Genomic DNA, 19,460 nt, shown 5'->3' on the forward strand with positions numbered 1-19,460 from the left:
TGTGGAGGAAAACAGAGATCCGGGAACCGAGGGAGCAAGAAGGCGAGAATTCGAGAGGACGAGAAATTTTCCTTCCACAGTGGATATGCTGGCTTTGCTCACAGAAAAAACGTTGTAGGTTGTGGGTTGTATGTACGGGAAGAACACCCTTTTGAAAAGAGCGGGTATAGGGTCTGGGGTCTAGGGTATAGAAAACCCTGAAAGCTGAAATCCGAGAAAGTGAGAACAGGTGCGAACTCCTGCGGCGGGATAAGAAAATGGGGACTGTACCGTAGTAGACTGTCCCCATTTTCTTCGCTTTGCGAATAATACTAAGCTGAACATGCTTATTTTTTCTGGTATTGAGAGAACATATCTGGATAAAATAGTTTCGGATTTGAAATACCAATATACTCCCCTATTGGATACCGTCTCTGAAACACACGCGGGGGGTTGGCTCCCTTTGGAATCAGCATTATCTTGAGTCCGCTTTTCTTTTCCTCTTCCGTGAAAAACCTTTGATCAACCCGATAGTTAAAATAATACAGATAGGAAGTTATCCACTTCAAATATACACTTTTCTCGGTTCCGGGTGAGCCGATAAGTTTCAATCTGCTTCTATTATCAGCAATAGCTACCTGAAATTCCACTGCATTAAGCGGAATCCCATCAAGTTCTGGAATAACATCCCATTGCGGATCGAGAAACACCCATTTTTTATACTCATCCATCCACACCTCAACAGCCACGTGTCCAGCTCCAGAGGTGGCTGTTTCCACATCTTTTCTCATGAGCCCAAGAACTCTTGCTGGGAAACTCATAGACCTCGCAACTGCAGCAGCTACAATGGCGTACTCTACGCATCTGAAACTCTTTCCTGTTAAGGCCTCTTCAAGTATAGTTAAAGGGTCTTCCCTGGATGGTTCATTATTCCCGTTGTGCTCCCACCTATCGTGAACCCATTTCATCAAACGTCTTAACTTCTCATAATCACTCTGGACACAAGCCGCCACTTCATCAAGATGATACTTCTCCCTGAGTTCTCTCATTTTCGAACTGTTGGGATCATCCATTTTCATCTCAGGAAGAGAAACAACTTCTTTATAATCCCATTCCAGCAAACGATTTACCCCCTTTTTAGAATCTATCGCATCGAAAGCATAGCATCCTCACTACAAGAGCACAAGTTTACGCTAAATCTATTTTGCAGCCAAAACCATGCGTAGCTACACACTTGATTTGGTTATCAGTTGTGGGGTGTTCGTGACCAATTGAAAACCGAGAATCATGCTGTCTTTCGTCTAAATATAAAGAAAAATGCCATGACTATTCCGGCTACTATAGAACCCGTATAGCCCATAATCCTAAAGCTTGGCACAGTTTGAAAGTACTCTATGAGATAACCACCGATAATTGAACCAAGAATATATGTCAATCCCGAACTTGTTAACCAGAAAAGGCTTTGGGCATTGGTTAGGTATTTCTCGGGCAATCTAAAATGTATATAGTTAAAAAGAGCGTAATACATCAAGATGTATGTGAGCCCGTGAAGTGCCTGGGTCAGCAATAAAGGCACCAATCCCGTGGCATAGGTAACCAGCACAACTCTCAAGGCACTTACCAGCATACCAATTACAAGGACGCTGAAATTTCCAAGCTTCTTTATGATCTTTTCTGCGAAGAATAGAAAAGGAAGCTCTGTAATCGCCATGAAGGAAAAGACAAGGCCTACAACCGATTTATCATAGCCCATTTCTCGAGATAATACAGGAAAAAAGGTGTTGTGAAAGCTTACAAGAGTTACGCCAAATATCATTCCAACGGTCATAAGAACAAAGGTAAACAGGTTTCCATTTCTTATAAACACTGTTTTTGGCTTTTTTTGTGTTTTCATATTGTTCTTTCTTTTTATATTTATCACAACAGGAGCAATGAAAAGAGTGATTGAGGCGACTATAAAATACCAGATAAAACCCCATTTCACCAGATAACTCAAAAGCAGCGCTGTGACGGAAAAGCCTATGGTGCCGAAGAGTCTGATTTTATCGAAAGTACCACCATGCTTCTTTATGGAAGCCATCATTAAAGAATCACCAAGGGGAACAACCGCCGAGAAGAAAAAGGAAAATACAGCGATTGAAACGAGGCCAAGAACGAAATTCTTCGTAATATATATCAGCCAGAATAAAAAGCCTGAAATAACTGAAATAATTATGAAGGCTTTTTTATCCGAAATCCTCGATCCCGCTCTAAACCAGAATGGATTTGAAATCAATGCAATAAGGGGAAGCATAGCCATTAAATAGCCAATCTCCACAGGACTGAACCCTGCGATATCAAAGAATTGGCCAAGCATGTTTCTTGTAGCGAAGCTGGAATATGTAAGTGCTTCAAAGATAAAATCCCAGATAAACAAATCAAACTCTCCTAAAAATGTACGTCTAGCAAGATTATAGACCTATTGGATGGCTTATGTCCAGGCTCGCTACTTTGCAGTGGTGTCGACGAAGCGAATGCGCCTCTGGCGCAGAAGCGAAATTCGCTGACGTGAATGAAGCGGGATTTGCTAACGCAAATGAAGTGTGTATGGCTTCGCCATAGAAGCAAGATTGACTTCATCAACGAAGTGAAAATGGCTAAAGCCATTGAAGTGAATGTGGCTACACCACGGAAGCGAAGATGTCAAAACCTAAATTAAAAATAGCTTCTTTTGCAAAGCAAAATTCACTTCTTGAACGAAGTTGAAAAACACTTCTCGAGCGGAGCGAGAACAAGCATCATAGCCGAAGGCAATTCCAGAATCAGCACACGTTCCTTGCGCTTCAGACGAGATCCTAATCAAGTTCAGGATGACAGGTAAGCAGTACAAGAATCGGTTACAGGAAATCTAGAGAATTGCTAGATAACTAAAAAAGCCTCCCTTATGGTGGGAGGCTTTTGGTTATCTGAAATAATCAATAAATTGTGAAAATAAATTCGTACCATACTGTTACGTCATTTGTGTCAGCAGAACCATCTAGCACCTGAAAACAAGAAGGCATTGGTCCATTCCATGCATCACTCAATATATTCTTAACAATGGTAAAGTCGGCATCTTCCTTGGTGTACACAATAACATCGTACTGCCCCGGGGTAGTTATATAATACGCGATACCATAGCTATCCGTATCAATGTCTCTTCCAAGTTCGCTGATAGACGTTGGAACCTCACCGTCAATATAGAGCTTGTTTTCAAAGGCATTCGCAAGTAAAATCATGCCAATTAACTACTTTGCAGTTGATAAATCCCGTTGTCGGTTGTAGGTTGTACGTAAAAATCCAATAAACGAGAACCGAGATTCGAAATCCGAGAACCGAGAAAAACGCGAAGAGCCGTTTATCGTTGTTCGTTTTTCGTTGTCCGATAAGCGCAGAAGAGCGAGATTGGATGTTGGAGATTGGAGATTAGAAAAATCGAGAACCGGAAGAACGAGACTGGTGAGCCCGGCTGCGCTGAGGGTAAGCCTAGCTTCGCCAGGGATATATCTGACTTCATCAAGATGGGCAAACTGTAGCGTGGTTGATGCCAGGAGCCCCTTACGTGCAGAACTGGGAGATGTTGCACTTCGAACTCAGAGATTGCCTATAGCAATTAGGTTTTCAGCTGTAAGGATGCGGATTTTACTATTGGGTCCGGGATGTAATATTGCTTTGTTGCCTTGATATATTTAATCTCCACAAACCCGCTTTTTACTAGTCCGGAGAGGATATTTGTCAAGGTTTGATCGTTAATAGCACTGAAGTTGGCGGTTATATATTTTTTTATTTTTGAGAATTTATCCATACCAAAAGCAATAGCTTCAAGCACTTTCAAATAATTACTCGAACGGTTCGCTAAATTTTGCAACTCATTTTTTACTAATCTCACAGCCTGATTTTTAGTTTTTTCAAGGGCATTTTGCCATTCTCCACTTTCATAAACGGTGAATCCATATATAGCCAGGTAGCCAACTATTCCATCAAGTTCGTTGACAGCATTTTCGATTTCTTTTATGTCGGGTTCTATTCCTATTTGTTTGAAACCTTCCAGAAGAAAGTTTATAGATTCTTCCCTTTCAAATCTTTCGAGGGTGATTTCGTGCATGTACCTTCCAAATAATGGCTGGTTGGGATCTTCTACCTTCAAAAAATCATGAAGTAATCCCACCTCAGAACCTGTTAGAATGAAAACTACGTTCAGTAAATTGTCATATGAATGAGCTAATAGGTTCAGTATGTCGTATCCACCTTTCCCGTAGAATCTTAAATTCTGGGCCTCGTCAATCGCAATTATCAGTTTTTTGTCTGTCTCTTTAAATTTGGCATTTAAAGTCGTGAGTATATCCACAAAAGAGGCTTCTTTTTTGGTGCTATTGGTGAGTTGTATTTCTGTTCCTCCAATGGACACTTTCGAAACTCTGGACAATATCTTCCTTAGCCCATATTTCTTTATTATCTCTTTGGTTTTATTGATAAGCTCTTTGTTGAAACTTGCTTTGTCGAAGAATCGGTTATCATATACGTATTTTCTTGCATCAAGAAAGATGAACGGATTCTTTTGTTCATTCAAAAACACCTGAATAAGAGAAGTTTTCCCTATTCGCCTGAGTCCTTGAATAAGAATAATTCTATTATGTTCCAAAGCTTTGTGAAGTTCCTCGAGTTCCTTCTCTCTGTTGTAGAGATTTTTTCTCTCGTACTTAGGTGGTAGTTCAAAATACATTGACTCATCCCCTTATTTATTACTAAATGTACCTTGAGTTACTCAAACCACATTGATTATAACATATATTTTGTTGTAGCAAGGCAGAGGCTTAGAGAACGTTGTAGGTTGTGGGTTGTAGGTTGTACGTGAAATCGAGATTCGGGATCCGAGAGCCGAGAGAACACGCGATATGCTGACTTCGTGAAGAGCCGTTTACCGTTATCCGTCTTCCGTCATCCGATAAGAGCCTCTTCTTGGAAAGATCGGGTATAGGGTCTGGGGTCTAGGGTTTAGAAGGAAAAAGAAACGAACAACCCACAACGTACAACCGACAACGAAAAACGGTAGGCAAGAAACGGCATTCATTACCTTAGCTTTTTTTCCATTTCCAATCTTACTTCGTGTTTTTCAACGTCTGTGTTTGAATAGCTGGATAGATCAAAACCACAAAGCTGGAAGCCACAACTTTCGTAGAATTTTATAGCGACATAATTTGATGTCTGAGTTTCGAGAACCAATCTTCTTGCTCCCCACGAACTGGCGATCTCTTCAGCTTTCCTCATAAGGGCTGTGCCAATCCCCATTCTTTTGAATTCTTTCCAGACATAGATATCCCATATCCTCACTGAACCGTCCCAGATACCACCGAATTGTATGATTCCTGCTTCTTTTCCGTCAACCTCGGCCACATAAATCAAGGTGTCTTTTTTGTAATAGTCTATGAGTTTTTCCATGTGTACTTTTCTGAACGGTTCTTTGAATCTCTTTAATTTCAAGGATATCTTCCAGCCATCGGTTTCTTTCCTGACTTCGATATCATAGTAATAGTTACTTTCGTATTCAAAGGTTACTATCCTATCTTCCAATTCTTTGTGATTAACCTTTTTCAATATCACGCTTTTCTCTCCCTTTTTGTACTTTCGATATGTACTAAGGGATTTCTAAATCTCGATCGAGCGTCTGATTGAAAGAAATCTGAGAACTTTTCCAAAAGCCGCCGCGGTACCAAGCGGAAAGAGTTTGGTACTGGCACTTATTTTCCCACGAAGAACCACTCCACCTTGTTCCAGTATCCTTTCAATCGACGTCTTTTTATCTACGTACTTCGCTATTTGTTCTTTTTTCAGGCCGAGAATTGCGCTTACCTCTTGTGAGTTTAACTTGCCTATTTCCCTTTTGAGCTCTGCAACGAATATCACTATGTAATATAATTGCCCCACCTTTGGAGTGCCTTCGGGGTGAATCATTTCGTATATCATCAGGGGCGTTATCTTTTCATCGAGAGATAATTCGATGATCTGTCCGGTATATTTAAGGTAATAGGTCTTTTCCGAATTGAGCAATTCAACTTCGGTACCGATCTCTTCTTTTGCCTCACGAAGGGCAGCCTCAACAAAACTTTCACCTGCTTCGACATGCCCTCCTATTCCGGAAAAGAACCTTTCTCCATTGGGAACACTATGTTTTTCACCGGACACCTGAAAAATGTAGTGCGAACCGACTTTTATTAGCAGCCCCGCACCTTTTTCAGCATCGCAAGGGATGAGATCATCCAGTTTCAAATTTCTTTTCCTCCTACAAACTTCGTTTCTGGAGACCACTTGTAAGAATCTACTCCATCAGGCGCGTTCGTTATCTGAATTGTCGTCTCTTCAAGGGAACGTTTGATAAAAATCTGCCTCCTTTTCTCACCGTTTTTTCCAGCGTTTGAAAGATACGCGAGTGTTTTTGAATCCGGAGACCATGAAGGCATCGAGCTCTCTGTTTTGAAGTCAGTTATTGGATAAGAGTAATCTTTTTCCGCATCATACACCCATACCTGGCTTCGAAATTCATTATCATCCCAATCGGCATTTATTTTATCGTAAGCTACCCTATTACTCGCAGGATTTATACTTAATCTTCTAAACAAGGGTAATGAAACCGTCTCTTCAATTGTGAAATGCCTGTTTTCCATTCATTTCCCCTTCCCCTCGTTTTTAATGAGCTCATATAGTTCCTTGAAAGATGTAATTTCAATGTCCGATTCAGCATCGATTGAAACGCCAAATTCGTTGAAATAGCAAGTCTTGATTCCGCAATTTTTAGCAGCGATGATGTCAAGAGCACGATCACCGATTGCCAGAGTGTCTTTTCTCTTGAGACTGTACTTTTCAACAACATAACTGAATGCTTCGGGATCAGGTTTTCTTGCAAAACCGTGGTCTCTGGTCACAATCTCTGTAAAAAGCTCTGTTATTCCGTAGTAATCCGTAATCTTGAGGGTGGATTCTAAATCTCGGTGCGTTATGATGAAGTTCATCCCGCCACGCTCGATGATGAGCTCACAGATCTCCCTGGTGTAATCATACAGAGGTCGCTCTGTCGGTGAAATTTTCTTTGAAAGTTCTTCAAACTTTTCCTCCAGAGCTTTACCCAGCCCAAACTTTTTCCCGTAATAATCAAGAGCATAGCCCAGCGTTTTCTTCACATTCCAGAAAATTTCTTCTTCGACCACCTTATAGCCAAAGCTTTCCAACGCTTCCTTTATTGACCTGACAATGGAAGGATAGGTATTGCACAAAGTACCGTCAAAATCCCAGATGGTGTTTTTAAACATATTCAATTCACCTTCTATTCAGTCGCGGGTAATTAAATGGTATCTGCCACCCGTTCCCAGTCATAAATTAGTCTTTGAAATACCACTCGTATTGATTCAACACTGCAGCCCATTCGGGATTTTTTTCATCGTTTATTTTTTCCCGCTTTTCCAACCCACCTTTGTATTCGACCTGAAGATAGAAATCATATCTTTCTATATCTCCTTCATTGAGTTTAAACGAGATTAAATGTGAACCATAATCAGCGTTGAGAATATTAAAAGGAAGTTCCTTTACCTTTGTCTCGCCTTCGTATACAACTATTTTAGCCGCTTTTGCCTGAATTTCTTCAAAATAGGCTTTAGTACTCAGGCTAAGTTCAAATTCGAGTTCGGGTATCTTTTCACGTTTTGTGCTGTTTATTACAAGTCTCGGTGTTACTCTAAAGGTCTGGGGCTTGTAATATTGCTCTGGAATCCTAAGTTCTTGGCTCGATGTAATAGCTCCGTCTTTTTCAAAGACAACCTGATATTTGTATGTTTTTTCGGGTGATAGAAACAATTCCACGTTATAAAAAGCTCCTTCCAGTTTTGTGAGCTCTATCCTCTGATACTCGTTATTCCCTCCTTCGTGAAGAACAAGATAAACCTTTTCTCCCTTGTTCACTCTTGAAAGCGACAAATAACAGTTCAGTATTACCTGCTCCTCGTTAAATTCCCGAAGTTTGAATTCGGTTCCCGTGACCCGATTGTCCAGAACGTTATCAGAATCCAATGACTGGATCTTTCCTAAAATCACGTTTACCAAATGATGCATAGTGCCCAGTGTTGATTCCAGCTTTGCAGAATTAGTCTCAACTATTCTAGATAGGTCTTGGTACAAATTCCAGTTCCTGTACAGAAATATACCGTTGAAGACTATCATAAACAACACAAGAATGCAGAGGATAAGATTGAGTTTTTTCACTTAAAACACCTCCAAAAACTCTTATGCACTTGCTTTTCTGGACTTTTGTTTTTTCCTCAACAAATACAATGCCAGTGTTCCTGAAGCGGCAACAATTCCCACAAATAGATAACTTGGTATCGTTCCCTTTTTATCCAGCATGATTCCAACAACGGGCGAAAGAATCGCAAAGCTCAAGTTTGCAACAAGGCTTACTGTGGATATCACCGTTGCCCTATATTTGTCCTGGATCTGGTGGTTTATATAGAAATTCATCGTTGGTCTGTACAACCCTCTCACAATCTGCTGAAGCGCCAGCAAAGCTATCGCCCATTTTGCCACAAATATTATGGGTAAGATGAAGCTCAGTGCCATGAGGGTACTCAGGCCAAGTAATACCCGTCTGGGTCTTTCATCTGAATAACGCCTGACAAGAAAGTGAGAACTGAAAGCTGCAACCATATTGAAAAAGAAGAAAATTACCCCATACCATGCGATATCCAGGTCCACCTGTGCAAAATAGGGTTGATACATCCAGTAACCAACTCTCACAATGAAGCCCATCAACGCTGCAAAACACACAGCCCACAATATGCGCGGCGACTTGAGGATCACATTAAAACTTTTGAGTATATGGGTTACGTACCTGTGTTCACTCTTCTCACGTTCCACTTCGATAAATGTCAGAGCTACCAGAGACGCGACCAAAAGATTCCCAAAGCTGATCCAGAATGGGAGAAAATGATTGTACTTGTAAAGGAATCCACTCAGAACAGAACCTGCCGCCTGCCCAATGAAGATATATGATGCGGCATTTCCTTCCCTACGTTGATACTCTTCATTTTTTCCAATCTTCTTCAAGCTCTCAAACAAAAGAGCCGAATCAGCCCCACTGGACAGAGTCAAACCAAGCCCAAATAATATTTCTGCCAGAGCAAAAACATAAAAATTTCTGAAAAGTATATAAAGCAGTATTCCGGTCGCCATAAATATCCCTGAAAGGAAAAGCGAAAATTTCCTTGAAAACTTATCTGCAATGGCACCAGTAGGAACTTCAAACACAAACACCGATATAGCTGCTATGGACTGAAGCAGCATAATTTGAGAGTAGCTCAATCCCTTGAAGAGCATAAAAGGGACCAGGATTGGCCCTATTATGAGCATATTCATGAAAAACCTGTAAAGAGGATAAACAACAAGATTCCTTTTAACCAACCGTTTTCCCTCCCCTACCTAACTCAAGATTTGAAATACTCTTCAGCAAGGATACTCATCATAAGAATGTCGTGATATTTCCCATCCCAAAAAGCGGCCTGTCTCTGTCTGCCTTCTAAAACAAAACCGCATTTTTCGTACACCCGGATTGCACGTTCATTGTATTCTAAAACCCGGAGATACACTCGATTCAGGTTGAGTCTATGGAAGGCATACTTTAACATGAGCTTTGTAGCCTCTGTACCGTATCCTTTTCCCCAGAATTTTTTGTTGAATATGCCTATACCGAATTCAGCCCACCTGTTCACCCAGTCTATATCGTATCCAGTAGTGCCAATTAATTCGCCATCAGCAGTTATCGCAAGGTTGACTTCGTTTGAGGATGACGAATGTTTTTTTATCCAGTCCTCTTCCATGAATTTGTTTATCGGGAAAGCCAGAGTCAGGTACTGTCTGAATTCTGCGTCGTTAATCAGTGAGACAATAGTTTGAGCGTCTTCTACCTCCAAAGGTCTAAGTACAACTTTTCCACCTTTTAATATCATCCTCATCCCCTCCTACCAAGTTCAATTTATGATTTAAACGTCCAACTTTCACTTCGTGAAAAGTGCCAACAATTGGGAAACAGAGCATTAAGCAAAGTGATTGTATTCTTCGGGAGAGATGTGGAATGCACAACACTTACGTCACTGCTGAAAAAATCTTGATTCTTTTCATAGGAACTCCACCAAGCTCCTTGCGTAATCTACGCTCTTGTTTTTCCGTTGCATTAAAATCATTCAAAGCAAAAGTTATCAAGAGGAAAAATGTTGTCGAATAAAATACGTAAAGCCGTGTAAAAGATAACCTAATAATTTACATTCCAAAATATTTATAGGAAATATATCATTAATGCTTAAAAAAATCAAGTGAGTAATTCAAAAAAATAAAATCTTGTTCAAAATTATCTCATATCTAAAGACAAAAAAAGCAGCAAAATTCTGTAAGCTAATTAATAAAAAGCTTTCGGGGGGAGAGGTACTTTGATGCTTAAGAGGCAGAGGCTTAGAAACCGTTGTGGGTGGTAGGTTGTTGGTTGTAGGTGACAATCGAGAACCGAGAGAGCCGCTGCGCGGCAATAAAAACCGTTGTAGGTTGTGGGTTGTTGGTTGTGCGAAAAAACCGAGAGAGCGAGAATCCGAGAGTCCGAAAGAACAAGCGATTTGATGACTCTGTCAGGATATGCACACTTCGTGTGGACAAGCGCTCCTACGTTGCGGGCCTGCGGCTCTTTGAGCTGGTTTATGACAAAGCTCTTTCCGCCGAAGGCGCATAGCCGTTCCGTAGGAACGCATATCCACTTCGAAGAAGTGCTAATCCCTGGTGTAGCTGGGCTTACCCACGCGCCAGCGTGCTCACCGGCTCTCGAATCTCGGGTCTCGAATATCTCTACACCCCAGACCCCAAACCCGTCCTTTCCAAGAAGAGGCTCTTATCGAATGACGGAAGACGGTCAACGGTAAACAATCCACGGCAAACGGGATTGATGTTGGAAAGATAACCTAATGCACTTAAAGTCCCGGGAATTATTCCCGGGACATACTAAGAATATAGTAATCAAATCTATAGAAGAAATCTCTTCCTGCAACAGCTATCGGATACATATAATCTTTAGAATACAGAACGTAAACGTCTCCCTCACTCAAATGAATCTCTATAGGAAGTTCGAATTCAATATCCTTAAGAGTTATTTTGTCGATTGTTTTTTCTTCGCTTTGGTAAAAACTTTCTACCATGGGGTTTTCCACATTGAGAGGAGTATCAAAAGGAACAATTCCTTCACGAATTTTTTCAAGCACTTCAACGTTTTCAGAGATGGTTATAGGCAATATGGCTTCGTCATAACCTTCTTTGGTGCAGTTTTTCCATATCTTAACAAATCCTTCTCCTGCTTCTGAAAGACAGAGTTTAAACCATTTCTGATAGTTATATTCATCCACTTGATTCCATGGAGTTTCTCCCAGAACCTGAACGTTCTCAAACTCAAAATGATAGTCATCCATTGAATCAAGGGTGCAACGTCGATGAGTTTTTTCCACATCAACTCTGACGATCACAATGTCACCCACATTACCGGACAGCACTTCTGGTTCAAAGTTGAAAACACAGGAAAGCGCAAATGTCGATACTAGTAGAGCAAGAAGCAAAAATACCTTTTTCACGTCAATCACCTCCAGATTTAATTGTTAAAGAATTTTTAGGACAAGCATGACAACATTCACCACATACTATGCATTCACCAGAAATCTTACCGGGCGCTTCCATAGCATTCATGGGACACTTTTTCAAACATAGGTTGCAGTCAACACAACTATCATTTTTCTTCACTTTGAAAATGCTGAATTTTGAAGCAATAGCCATCAAAGCTCCATAGGGGCAAAAGTATTTACAGAAGGGTCTGTAAATGAAAATGGACAGAATGGCAAATACTACGGTTATGATAATCCCTGTTACTGCAAGATCAAAAGTAAATAAACTTTTAAATGGGGTCAAATCGCTATAAACTCTTCCTGTAGAAAGTGCTGCAATTACAGCAATGGCAAGGATTATATATTTCAGGTATTTAAAAAGTTTATCAGCTTTATCAGGAACCTTTTTGCTATATTTGTTTATGTAAAGCAGATCCTGCATTCCGCCAAAGGGACAGACATATCCACAATAAACCCTGCCAAAGATGAGACTCACAACTATTGGAATTAAAAACATCAACAGATAGGCTGTTTCATATTTAAAAAGCACATTCTGTACCGTTGAGATTGGGCAGAGTACGCCACCAAACAAGAAACCAAGAATTGCTATGGATACAATTATGAGAATCTTCCTGTATTTGAAAGCCTTTCTCAGAGAAATCCAGATTCCAATTGCTGAAAGACTACCGACAGCAAGAGTTTTCCACAGCAGGTCATGTCGCCAGTAAGAAGGCTTTTGAACTTGGGATTGTTGTTGATTTCCAGGGATGTTGAATTCTAGATCGCTCGGAAACGAATCAGCAAAAAGCATAAAAGCGAAAAAAATCACAAGTGCTATCAAAAAAAATCTCCTCATATTTTTCAAAATTATCACCTCCGAAAGTAGTCTAAAGTCCAAAGCTTAGAATTTGCTTAGAACCACTTTAGAGAACGCTTAGAAAAAACATTTGTCTTCATTACTCACGCATAATTTCTTGGCAACGACCATCTAAAAGGGGTGTTTTATCGTTGTACTCTCAAAGAGCAACTAAATATGTTCTTTTTTAATCATGGGATATTTAGAAAAGAGATCTTCTTTTACTTTCATTCGATAAATCGGGGTTCTTTCAGCTATTTATGATTAATACTCTGATTGTGATAAAATATCTCACAATACATCCTTGATAAGTTTTTTATTTTTCTTGACTCCTTTGTCTAATTTTTCAAGTCGGTGGTGGAAGACCAGAAAGGAAAGGCACTTTGGATGTATTAAAGTGCCGATTTCTCTAAAAGAAAGTGGGGAGTTATATGAAAGGCATCAAAATTTTCAAAGGCCTGGAAAATGTGGCCGTTGCAAAAACCTCTTTGAGCCATATAAATGGTGAGAAGGGAAGATTGATATACAGAGGGATCCCTGTGGAAATTCTCGCAGAAAAAGCAACATTTGAAGAAGTTGCCTTTTTGTTATGGTTTGGCTATCTACCGAATAGGAAAGAATTGGATGATCTCATAAAGTTTATGTCAGATAACCGGAACATACATTCTGAAATAGAAGATTGGATTGTTAAATTTCCACGTGAAGCTCATCCGATGGATGTTTTGAGAAGCTGTGTCTCATTATTTGGTGTTTTTGAGAATTCTCGGGGTTCACACGATGAAATTCAGAAAGCGGCTAAAATAACAGCCAAATTTCCAACAATAGTTTCATATCACTACAGACTATCAAGAGGATTGAATCCTGTACCACCTGATAAAACATTGGACCACGCATCTAATTTTTATTACATGATGACTGGTGAGAAACCTGATGAGGAAATTTCAAAACTCATGAACTCAATATTCATTCTTCATGCGGAACAAGGACTGAATGCTTCCACTTTTGCAGCTATGGTAATTGCTTCAACATTATCTGATATGTATTCTTCGATCACAGGTGCAATAGGAGCTCTCAAAGGGGCTCTGCATGGGGGAGCCAATGAGAAAGTGATAGATATGATAGAAGATATAGGTCTTCCGGAGAACGTGGAAAGCTATGTTGAAGAAGCTTTGAAGGAAAAGAGGAAGATTCCCGGATTTGGTCACAGAGTGTACAAAACTTATGATCCAAGATCCAAAGTTTTGAGAGAATATGCAAGAAAGCTTTCTTCGAAAATGGATGATATTAAATACTTCCCGGTGACCGAAAAGCTCGAAAAGGTTGTTGTGGAAAAACTCGCACATAAAAAGATATTCCCAAACGTTGATCTTTATTCCGGGATAGTTTACAAGTTGCTGGGATTTCCTAAGGAAATCTACACAACTATATTTGCTATAGCACGTGTAGTAGGTTGGACAGCTCATATTATCGAATACAACAAATTCAACAAGATAATAAGACCGTGTGGCGTTTACATTGGCCCTATGAACGCTGAGTATATACCTTTGGAAGCGAGGGAATAAAAAATGGGAAAAACCATCGCGGAGAAAATAATATCCGAGCATGCGAGAAAAGACGTAAATCCCGGAGATATTGTTGTTGCTGAAGTAGATATAGCTATGGTTCAAGATGGAACAGGTCCTTTGACTGTTGATGAATACTACACAATGGGGTTTGATGCTCTCAAAGTCACAAATTCTATTCTTTTCATAGACCATGCCTCACCAAGTCCCCGAAAAGAACTGTCAAATGCACATAGAAAATTGAGAGATTTTTCGAAAAAAGCAGGAGCCTTTCTTTCAGATATAGGCGAGGGGGTATCACACCAAATACTCGTTGAGAAATATGTGAAACCTGGTGATCTTGTTGTCGGTGCTGATTCTCATACATGCACTTCCGGCGCTCTTGGAGCATTTGCTACCGGAATGGGATCTACGGATGTTGCTCTCGCTTTTGGGCTTGGAAAAGTGTGGCTAAAAGTTCCTGCGAGCTTAAAATTCGTTTTGAATGGCAAAATCCCAGATGGAGTTTTTTCAAAGGATATAATTTTACACATAATTGGTCTCATTGGAGCTGACGGTGCAAATTACAAGGTGATGGAATTTGAGGGAGAGGTTATAGAACAAATGTCACAGGAAGAAAGATTCACCATAACCAATATGGCAATCGAAGCAGGAGCGAAATCAGGAATAATAACCCCGGATGATAAGACGAGGGAATTCCTCAAATCTCATGGTAGAGAGTCGGATTACAAAGAAATAAAACCTGATCCTGACGCGGTTTACGAAAAAATCTATAAAATGGATATATCCAATCTCGAGCCAGTGGTTGCTCTTCCTCACACCGTTGATAATACTAAAAGTATTAAAGACGTGGAAGGTACCAAGATCGATCAGGTATTCATCGGTACCTGTACAAATGGGAGACTCGAAGATCTAAGAATAGCAGCTTCGATTTTAAAGAGCAAAGAAAAACATCCTGACGTGAGGTTAATAGTTATACCTGCATCAAAAGATATCTATCTAAAAGCCATGGATGAAGGTCTGATAAAAATCTTTGTGGAAAGCGGCGCGACGGTGCTTGCGCCAGGCTGCGGTCCTTGTGTGGGTGTCCATCAAGGTGTTCTTGGAGATGGAGAAAGGGTCTTATCGACCCAGAATAGAAATTTCAAAGGGAGAATGGGAAATCCGAAGGCTGAAATATTCCTTGCTTCTCCAGCAACCGCAGCAGCTTCAGCTATAACCGGGAAAATTACCGACCCGAGGAAATTCCTTACATAAGGAGGGGGTCCAGTTGATTGTTAAGGGAAAAGTCTGGAAATTCGGTGATGATATTTCAACTGATCATATAGCACCTGGAAGGTACTTTCATTTGCGCACCAATCTTTCAGAACTCGCAAAACATGTTCTTGAAGATGCAAGGGAAGATTTTCCCGAAAGAGTTGAAAAAGGAGATATGATAGTCGCTGGAAAAAACTTCGGAATGGGATCTTCCAGAGAGCATGCTCCCAGGATAATGAAACTTGCAGGTGTTTCGTGCGTAATAGCAAAATCCTTTGCAAGGATATTTTATAGAAACTCAATAAATATAGGTCTTCCTCTGGTGGAACTCAAAGAAGCTGAGGAGATAAGCGAAGGTGATGTAGTAGAGGTCGATCTTAAAAATGGAACTGTGGAGAATCTCACCAAAAGGAAAACTTACAAATTTAAACCCATGCCAGATTTTATATTGAAGATCGTAGAAAAAGGCGGAATAAAAAATTACATAAAAGAGTTTGGAGATTACTTTGTGGAGTGATTTATTTTGGAGGAACGGAAAATAACAGTAGAAAACAACAGTATTCATATCCCAGACAGACCTATAATTCCATACATCGAAGGTGACGGAATAGGCCCCGAAATAATGAGAGCGGCAATGATGGTGTGGAATTCGGCAGTTTCTTGTGCTTATGCAGGAAAAAGAAAGGTTACATGGAAGGAAATATATGCAGGTGAAAAGGCTATAAAAATTTTTGGTGACCCACTCCCTGAAGAAACAATCGAGGCTATTAGGAGCCATGTCGTTTCAATAAAATCACCTTTGACTACCCCGGTTGGCAGAGGATACAGGAGCCTCAATGTAAAACTCAGGCAGATTCTGGATCTATATGCGTGTATAAGACCAGTTAAATGGATAAAAGGAGTTCCAGCTCCAGTCAAACATCCGGAACTTTTAGATGTGGTGATTTTTCGTGAAAACACGGAAGATGTATATGCCGGAATAGAATGGAAAAAAGGATCACAGGAAGCGAAAAAGGTCATTGCCTTTTTAAAAGATACGTTTAACCTGGAAATTAGAAATGATTCTGGTCTTGGATTAAAGCCCATAAGTGAATTTGCTACAAAGAGAATTACAAGAAAGGCTATACAATACGCCCTGGAAAATGGCAGAAAGAATATCACCATAGTTCATAAAGGAAACATAATGAAATATACAGAGGGAGCCTTCATGGAATGGGCTTACGAAGTAGCTATGAATGAATTCAAAGACAAAGTAATTCTAGAGGAAGAGTTGAATGAATCTATATCTGAAAAATTAATTATAAAAGATAGAATTGCGGATAACATGTTCCAGCAGATACTTTTGGAACCTTCAGAATACGATATAATACTTCTCCCCAACCTGAATGGCGATTATTTGTCAGACGCTGCTGCAGCTCAAGTTGGAGGTATAGGGTTAGTTTCTGGAGCGAATGTAGGAGATTTCATAGCTCTGTTTGAACCAACACATGGCACAGCACCACAGCTCGCTGGAAAAGGTATAGCAAACCCAACATCCTTGATATTATCCGGTGCTATGATGTTTGATTATATTGGGTGGAAAGAAGTTGGAAGCATCATAAGAAAAGCTGTAGAAAAAACCATAATGGATGAGAAGATGACGGTGGATCTTGCAAAAAAGAAAGGTGTAGAGCCTCTTAAAACCACTGAATTTGCAGAAGAGATCGTAAAAAATATTGAAGAATAGGGGTTCGAGATCCGAGAGCCGAGACCAGAGAGCCGTTTACTGTTTGCTGTTTTCCGTTGATTGATAAGAATTTTCTTGGGAAGAGCGGGTCTAGGGTTTGGGGTCTGGGGTGTAGAAAAAACTGAGAATCGAGAGCCGAGAAGGCTGCTTCACAGCGATAAAAACAGTTGTCGGTTGTGGGTTGTTGGTTGTGGGCGAAGAACATCTTCTGGATGATAGGAGCAACTTTGTCGCTGAAGCTCTTATCGGTTAACGGATAACGGCAAACGGCTCTTCGCGAAGTCAGCATATCACGCGTCCTTTACGTTCTCTTGGACTCTCGGTTCTCGGGCTCTCGGATCTCTGTTTTTTCTCCATACCCTAGACCCCAGACCCTAGACCCGCTCTTTCCGAGAAGAGGCTCTTATCGGATGGTGGAAGACGGACAACGGTAAACGGCAAACGGTGGACGAGTAGCGGTCCCTAAGATTGACTGTGTGTGAAGCTTTTGTATTTTATGATTACAGTGTATTATTTAGAGTAGAATAACGATACGTATGCAAAGTGTTTTCGAACTATTGTTACGAAGAAAGTAATCGCGCAGTGTCATATGGTATATTAATGCCCAACGGACATACTTTTGTTACTGAGCCTCAGAACCTCTTTTTTCTCGGTAAATTAGGGAGAGGTCGATAATGTGAGAAGATTTATAAAACATAATGTGTTATTCCTGCTGATTGTTGTAACCCTTTCTATTTTCTTCTGGATGATCGTGCATTTTGGCGGGAATCAAATATATGATAACGAAGCGAAATTGCAACATGAAAGCGTAGACGCTCAATTATTTACTACCAAAGAGATCATCAGGGCACTATTCCGTGATTTTGAACAAGATTTGTTTTTGCTAAAGAACATTCCAAACACCAAAAACTACGTGAACGATAATTTTGAATCCATCAGCTGCAAGAATTCGATCAAGGAAATATTCTACGAACTCGCTAAAACTTCAGGGCGGTATTATCAGATCAGAATTATCGATTCTTCAGGCCAGGAAATAATTAGAGTCAATCACAGCTTGGATGGAACTACGGTAATCGTTCCCGATTCACAACTGCAAAATAAAAAAAATCGTTACTATTTTCAGGAAGCCATGAAGATGGATGAAAATCAGATCTACGCATCCCCAATAGATTTGAACATCGAGAATGAAAAGGTAGAAATACCTTATACTCCGGTAATAAGGCTGGCAACCCCTCTCTTTGATTCTGAAGGTAAAAAAATGGGGATTTTGATTCTGAATGTGTATTTTTCAAAAGTTCTCGAGTTGCTACATAAAAACATGTTTATTCAAACCGAAGATGGATATCTAATATCGCTAAATTCAGACAAATCAGTCAATTTTCGTAAATCAGACTACGACTTTACCGAACGCTCAGGTCGTTTAGAGCTTTCAGATATAGAAACCATTCACTACTCTACCGTAGAATTTCTTCCCGGTAGGCACTTGATTATTGCAGCATATCACAAACATCCATCGCTAAACGCAGCTCTCCAAAACCTTACATTGACATCAACACTGATCTTTGTTTTATTTCTCATTCTGATGTTGATAGTTGTTTATTTAAATTTCTCGAAAACAAAGGACCTGATAGGAGCACAAAAAGCTGTCATGTCTTCTCTTGCTATGCTTGCTGAACGTAGGGACACTGAAACAGGGCACCACTTACAAAGGACAAGAGAGTACGCAGTAATGCTGGCAAAACAACTACGCAAGAACAAGAAGTATCGGAAAATTATCACCAGTGAATTCATTGAAAACCTTCGCGATACTGCCCCTTTGCATGACATGGGAAAGGTTGGAATACGGGATTCCATTCTGTTGAAGGAAGGAAAATTGACTAAACAGGAATATGAAGAAATGAAGAAACACACAATAATAGGGAAGCAGATACTTCAAGATGCTATTGATAGGTACAAACTAAAAGGATCGTACATTATCATGGCGAGGAACATCTGTGCGTACCATCACGAAAAATACAACGGTGAAGGATATCCGGAAGGCTTAAAAGGAGAGGAAATTCCTTTAGAAGCGAGAATCTTTGCCCTGTGTGATGCCTATGATGCCATCAGGTCAAAAAGGCCTTATAAAGATGAACTGCCACATGAAGAAGCCCTCAGGAGAATCAAGGCAGATATAGGAAAGCACTTTGATCCCGACATCGTTGATGCTTTCCTAGAATGTGAAAAAGAGTTTGAAAGAGTGAGCAACATTTACAACAGCACGACCGCCAAAAATCTCCGTTCATTCCGTTCATAATTTTTAACGGTTCCTTCCCAGACAACGCGTTCACAAAGATAACCAGAAGCTCCTTGGGACATATACCTCCTAACCGTTCGTTGAAATTGCCCAG

18 protein-coding genes are annotated in these 19,460 nt (G+C 40.2%); 5 read left to right on the top strand and 13 right to left on the bottom strand.

What is annotated here, in order from left to right; all coding sequences use genetic code 11:
- Positions 1 to 326: 326 nt before the first annotated feature.
- The 13 genes from IX53_RS01145 to IX53_RS01205 all read right to left on the bottom strand — a co-directional run bounded on the left by IX53_RS01145 (position 327) and on the right by IX53_RS01205 (position 12,525).
- Positions 327 to 1,100, bottom strand: coding sequence for a transglutaminase-like domain-containing protein (locus IX53_RS01145; RefSeq protein ID WP_053001088.1), 774 nt, complete (start codon positions 1,098 to 1,100; stop codon positions 327 to 329).
- Positions 1,101 to 1,264: 164 nt separating this feature from the next.
- Positions 1,265 to 2,395, bottom strand: coding sequence for an MFS transporter (locus tag IX53_RS01150; protein WP_053001089.1), 1,131 nt, complete (start codon positions 2,393 to 2,395; stop codon positions 1,265 to 1,267).
- 538 nt (positions 2,396 to 2,933) lie between these two features.
- Positions 2,934 to 3,236 (bottom strand): hypothetical protein, encoded by a 303-nt coding sequence (locus IX53_RS01155; protein WP_179944396.1) that lies wholly within the window; start codon positions 3,234 to 3,236, stop codon positions 2,934 to 2,936.
- A 374-nt stretch (positions 3,237 to 3,610) separates the two neighbouring features.
- Entirely contained in the window at positions 3,611 to 4,720 is a 1,110-nt protein-coding gene (locus IX53_RS01160) for an AAA family ATPase (RefSeq protein ID WP_047753790.1), read from the bottom strand.
- Positions 4,721 to 5,067: 347 nt separating this feature from the next.
- Positions 5,068 to 5,598 (bottom strand): GNAT family N-acetyltransferase, encoded by a 531-nt coding sequence (locus tag IX53_RS01165; RefSeq protein ID WP_047753791.1) that lies wholly within the window; start codon positions 5,596 to 5,598, stop codon positions 5,068 to 5,070.
- A 45-nt stretch (positions 5,599 to 5,643) separates the two neighbouring features.
- Positions 5,644 to 6,264 (bottom strand): NUDIX domain-containing protein, encoded by a 621-nt coding sequence (locus IX53_RS01170; RefSeq protein WP_047753792.1) that lies wholly within the window; start codon positions 6,262 to 6,264, stop codon positions 5,644 to 5,646.
- Entirely contained in the window at positions 6,261 to 6,659 is a 399-nt protein-coding gene (locus IX53_RS01175; RefSeq protein ID WP_047753793.1) for a TolB family protein, read from the bottom strand. The genes IX53_RS01170 and IX53_RS01175 overlap by 4 nt, the downstream gene beginning before the upstream one ends.
- Positions 6,660 to 7,301, bottom strand: coding sequence for an HAD-IA family hydrolase (locus IX53_RS01180; protein ID WP_047753794.1), 642 nt, complete (start codon positions 7,299 to 7,301; stop codon positions 6,660 to 6,662).
- Positions 7,302 to 7,368: 67 nt separating this feature from the next.
- Complete coding sequence (locus IX53_RS01185; RefSeq protein ID WP_047753795.1) at positions 7,369 to 8,247, bottom strand: hypothetical protein; 879 nt, start codon at positions 8,245 to 8,247, stop codon at positions 7,369 to 7,371.
- Positions 8,248 to 8,268: 21 nt separating this feature from the next.
- Positions 8,269 to 9,441, bottom strand: a complete 1,173-nt coding sequence (locus IX53_RS01190) for an MFS transporter (protein WP_082128428.1) — start codon at positions 9,439 to 9,441, stop codon at positions 8,269 to 8,271.
- A gap of 23 nt (positions 9,442 to 9,464) precedes the next feature.
- Positions 9,465 to 9,986, bottom strand: coding sequence for a GNAT family N-acetyltransferase (locus IX53_RS01195; protein WP_047753796.1), 522 nt, complete (start codon positions 9,984 to 9,986; stop codon positions 9,465 to 9,467).
- A 1,020-nt stretch (positions 9,987 to 11,006) separates the two neighbouring features.
- Positions 11,007 to 11,642 (bottom strand): hypothetical protein, encoded by a 636-nt coding sequence (locus IX53_RS01200; RefSeq protein ID WP_047753797.1) that lies wholly within the window; start codon positions 11,640 to 11,642, stop codon positions 11,007 to 11,009.
- A gap of 1 nt (position 11,643) precedes the next feature.
- A complete protein-coding gene (locus IX53_RS01205; protein ID WP_245612772.1) occupies positions 11,644 to 12,525 on the bottom strand; it encodes a 4Fe-4S binding protein in 882 nt (293 codons plus the stop codon).
- Positions 12,526 to 12,956: 431 nt separating this feature from the next.
- Here IX53_RS01205 and IX53_RS01210 point away from each other — a divergent pair, with 431 nt between their 5' ends.
- From IX53_RS01210 to IX53_RS10420, 5 genes are all read left to right on the top strand, one after another.
- A complete protein-coding gene (locus IX53_RS01210) occupies positions 12,957 to 14,087 on the top strand; it encodes a citrate/2-methylcitrate synthase (RefSeq protein ID WP_047753799.1) in 1,131 nt (376 codons plus the stop codon).
- 3 nt (positions 14,088 to 14,090) lie between these two features.
- Positions 14,091 to 15,344, top strand: a complete 1,254-nt coding sequence (locus IX53_RS01215; protein WP_047753800.1) for a 3-isopropylmalate dehydratase large subunit — start codon at positions 14,091 to 14,093, stop codon at positions 15,342 to 15,344.
- A gap of 16 nt (positions 15,345 to 15,360) precedes the next feature.
- Complete coding sequence (locus IX53_RS01220; RefSeq protein ID WP_047755342.1) at positions 15,361 to 15,861, top strand: 3-isopropylmalate dehydratase small subunit; 501 nt, start codon at positions 15,361 to 15,363, stop codon at positions 15,859 to 15,861.
- Positions 15,862 to 15,867: 6 nt separating this feature from the next.
- Positions 15,868 to 17,070, top strand: coding sequence for an isocitrate dehydrogenase (NADP(+)) (icd, locus tag IX53_RS01225; protein WP_047753801.1), 1,203 nt, complete (start codon positions 15,868 to 15,870; stop codon positions 17,068 to 17,070).
- A 676-nt stretch (positions 17,071 to 17,746) separates the two neighbouring features.
- Positions 17,747 to 19,366: an HD domain-containing phosphohydrolase gene (locus tag IX53_RS10420; RefSeq protein ID WP_053001090.1), complete on the top strand. Its 1,620-nt coding sequence runs from the start codon at positions 17,747 to 17,749 to the stop codon at positions 19,364 to 19,366.
- Positions 19,367 to 19,460 lie beyond the last annotated feature (94 nt).

The sequence above is a fragment of the Kosmotoga pacifica genome (assembly GCF_001027025.1).
GTDB lineage: Bacteria > Thermotogota > Thermotogae > Petrotogales > Kosmotogaceae > Kosmotoga_B > Kosmotoga_B pacifica.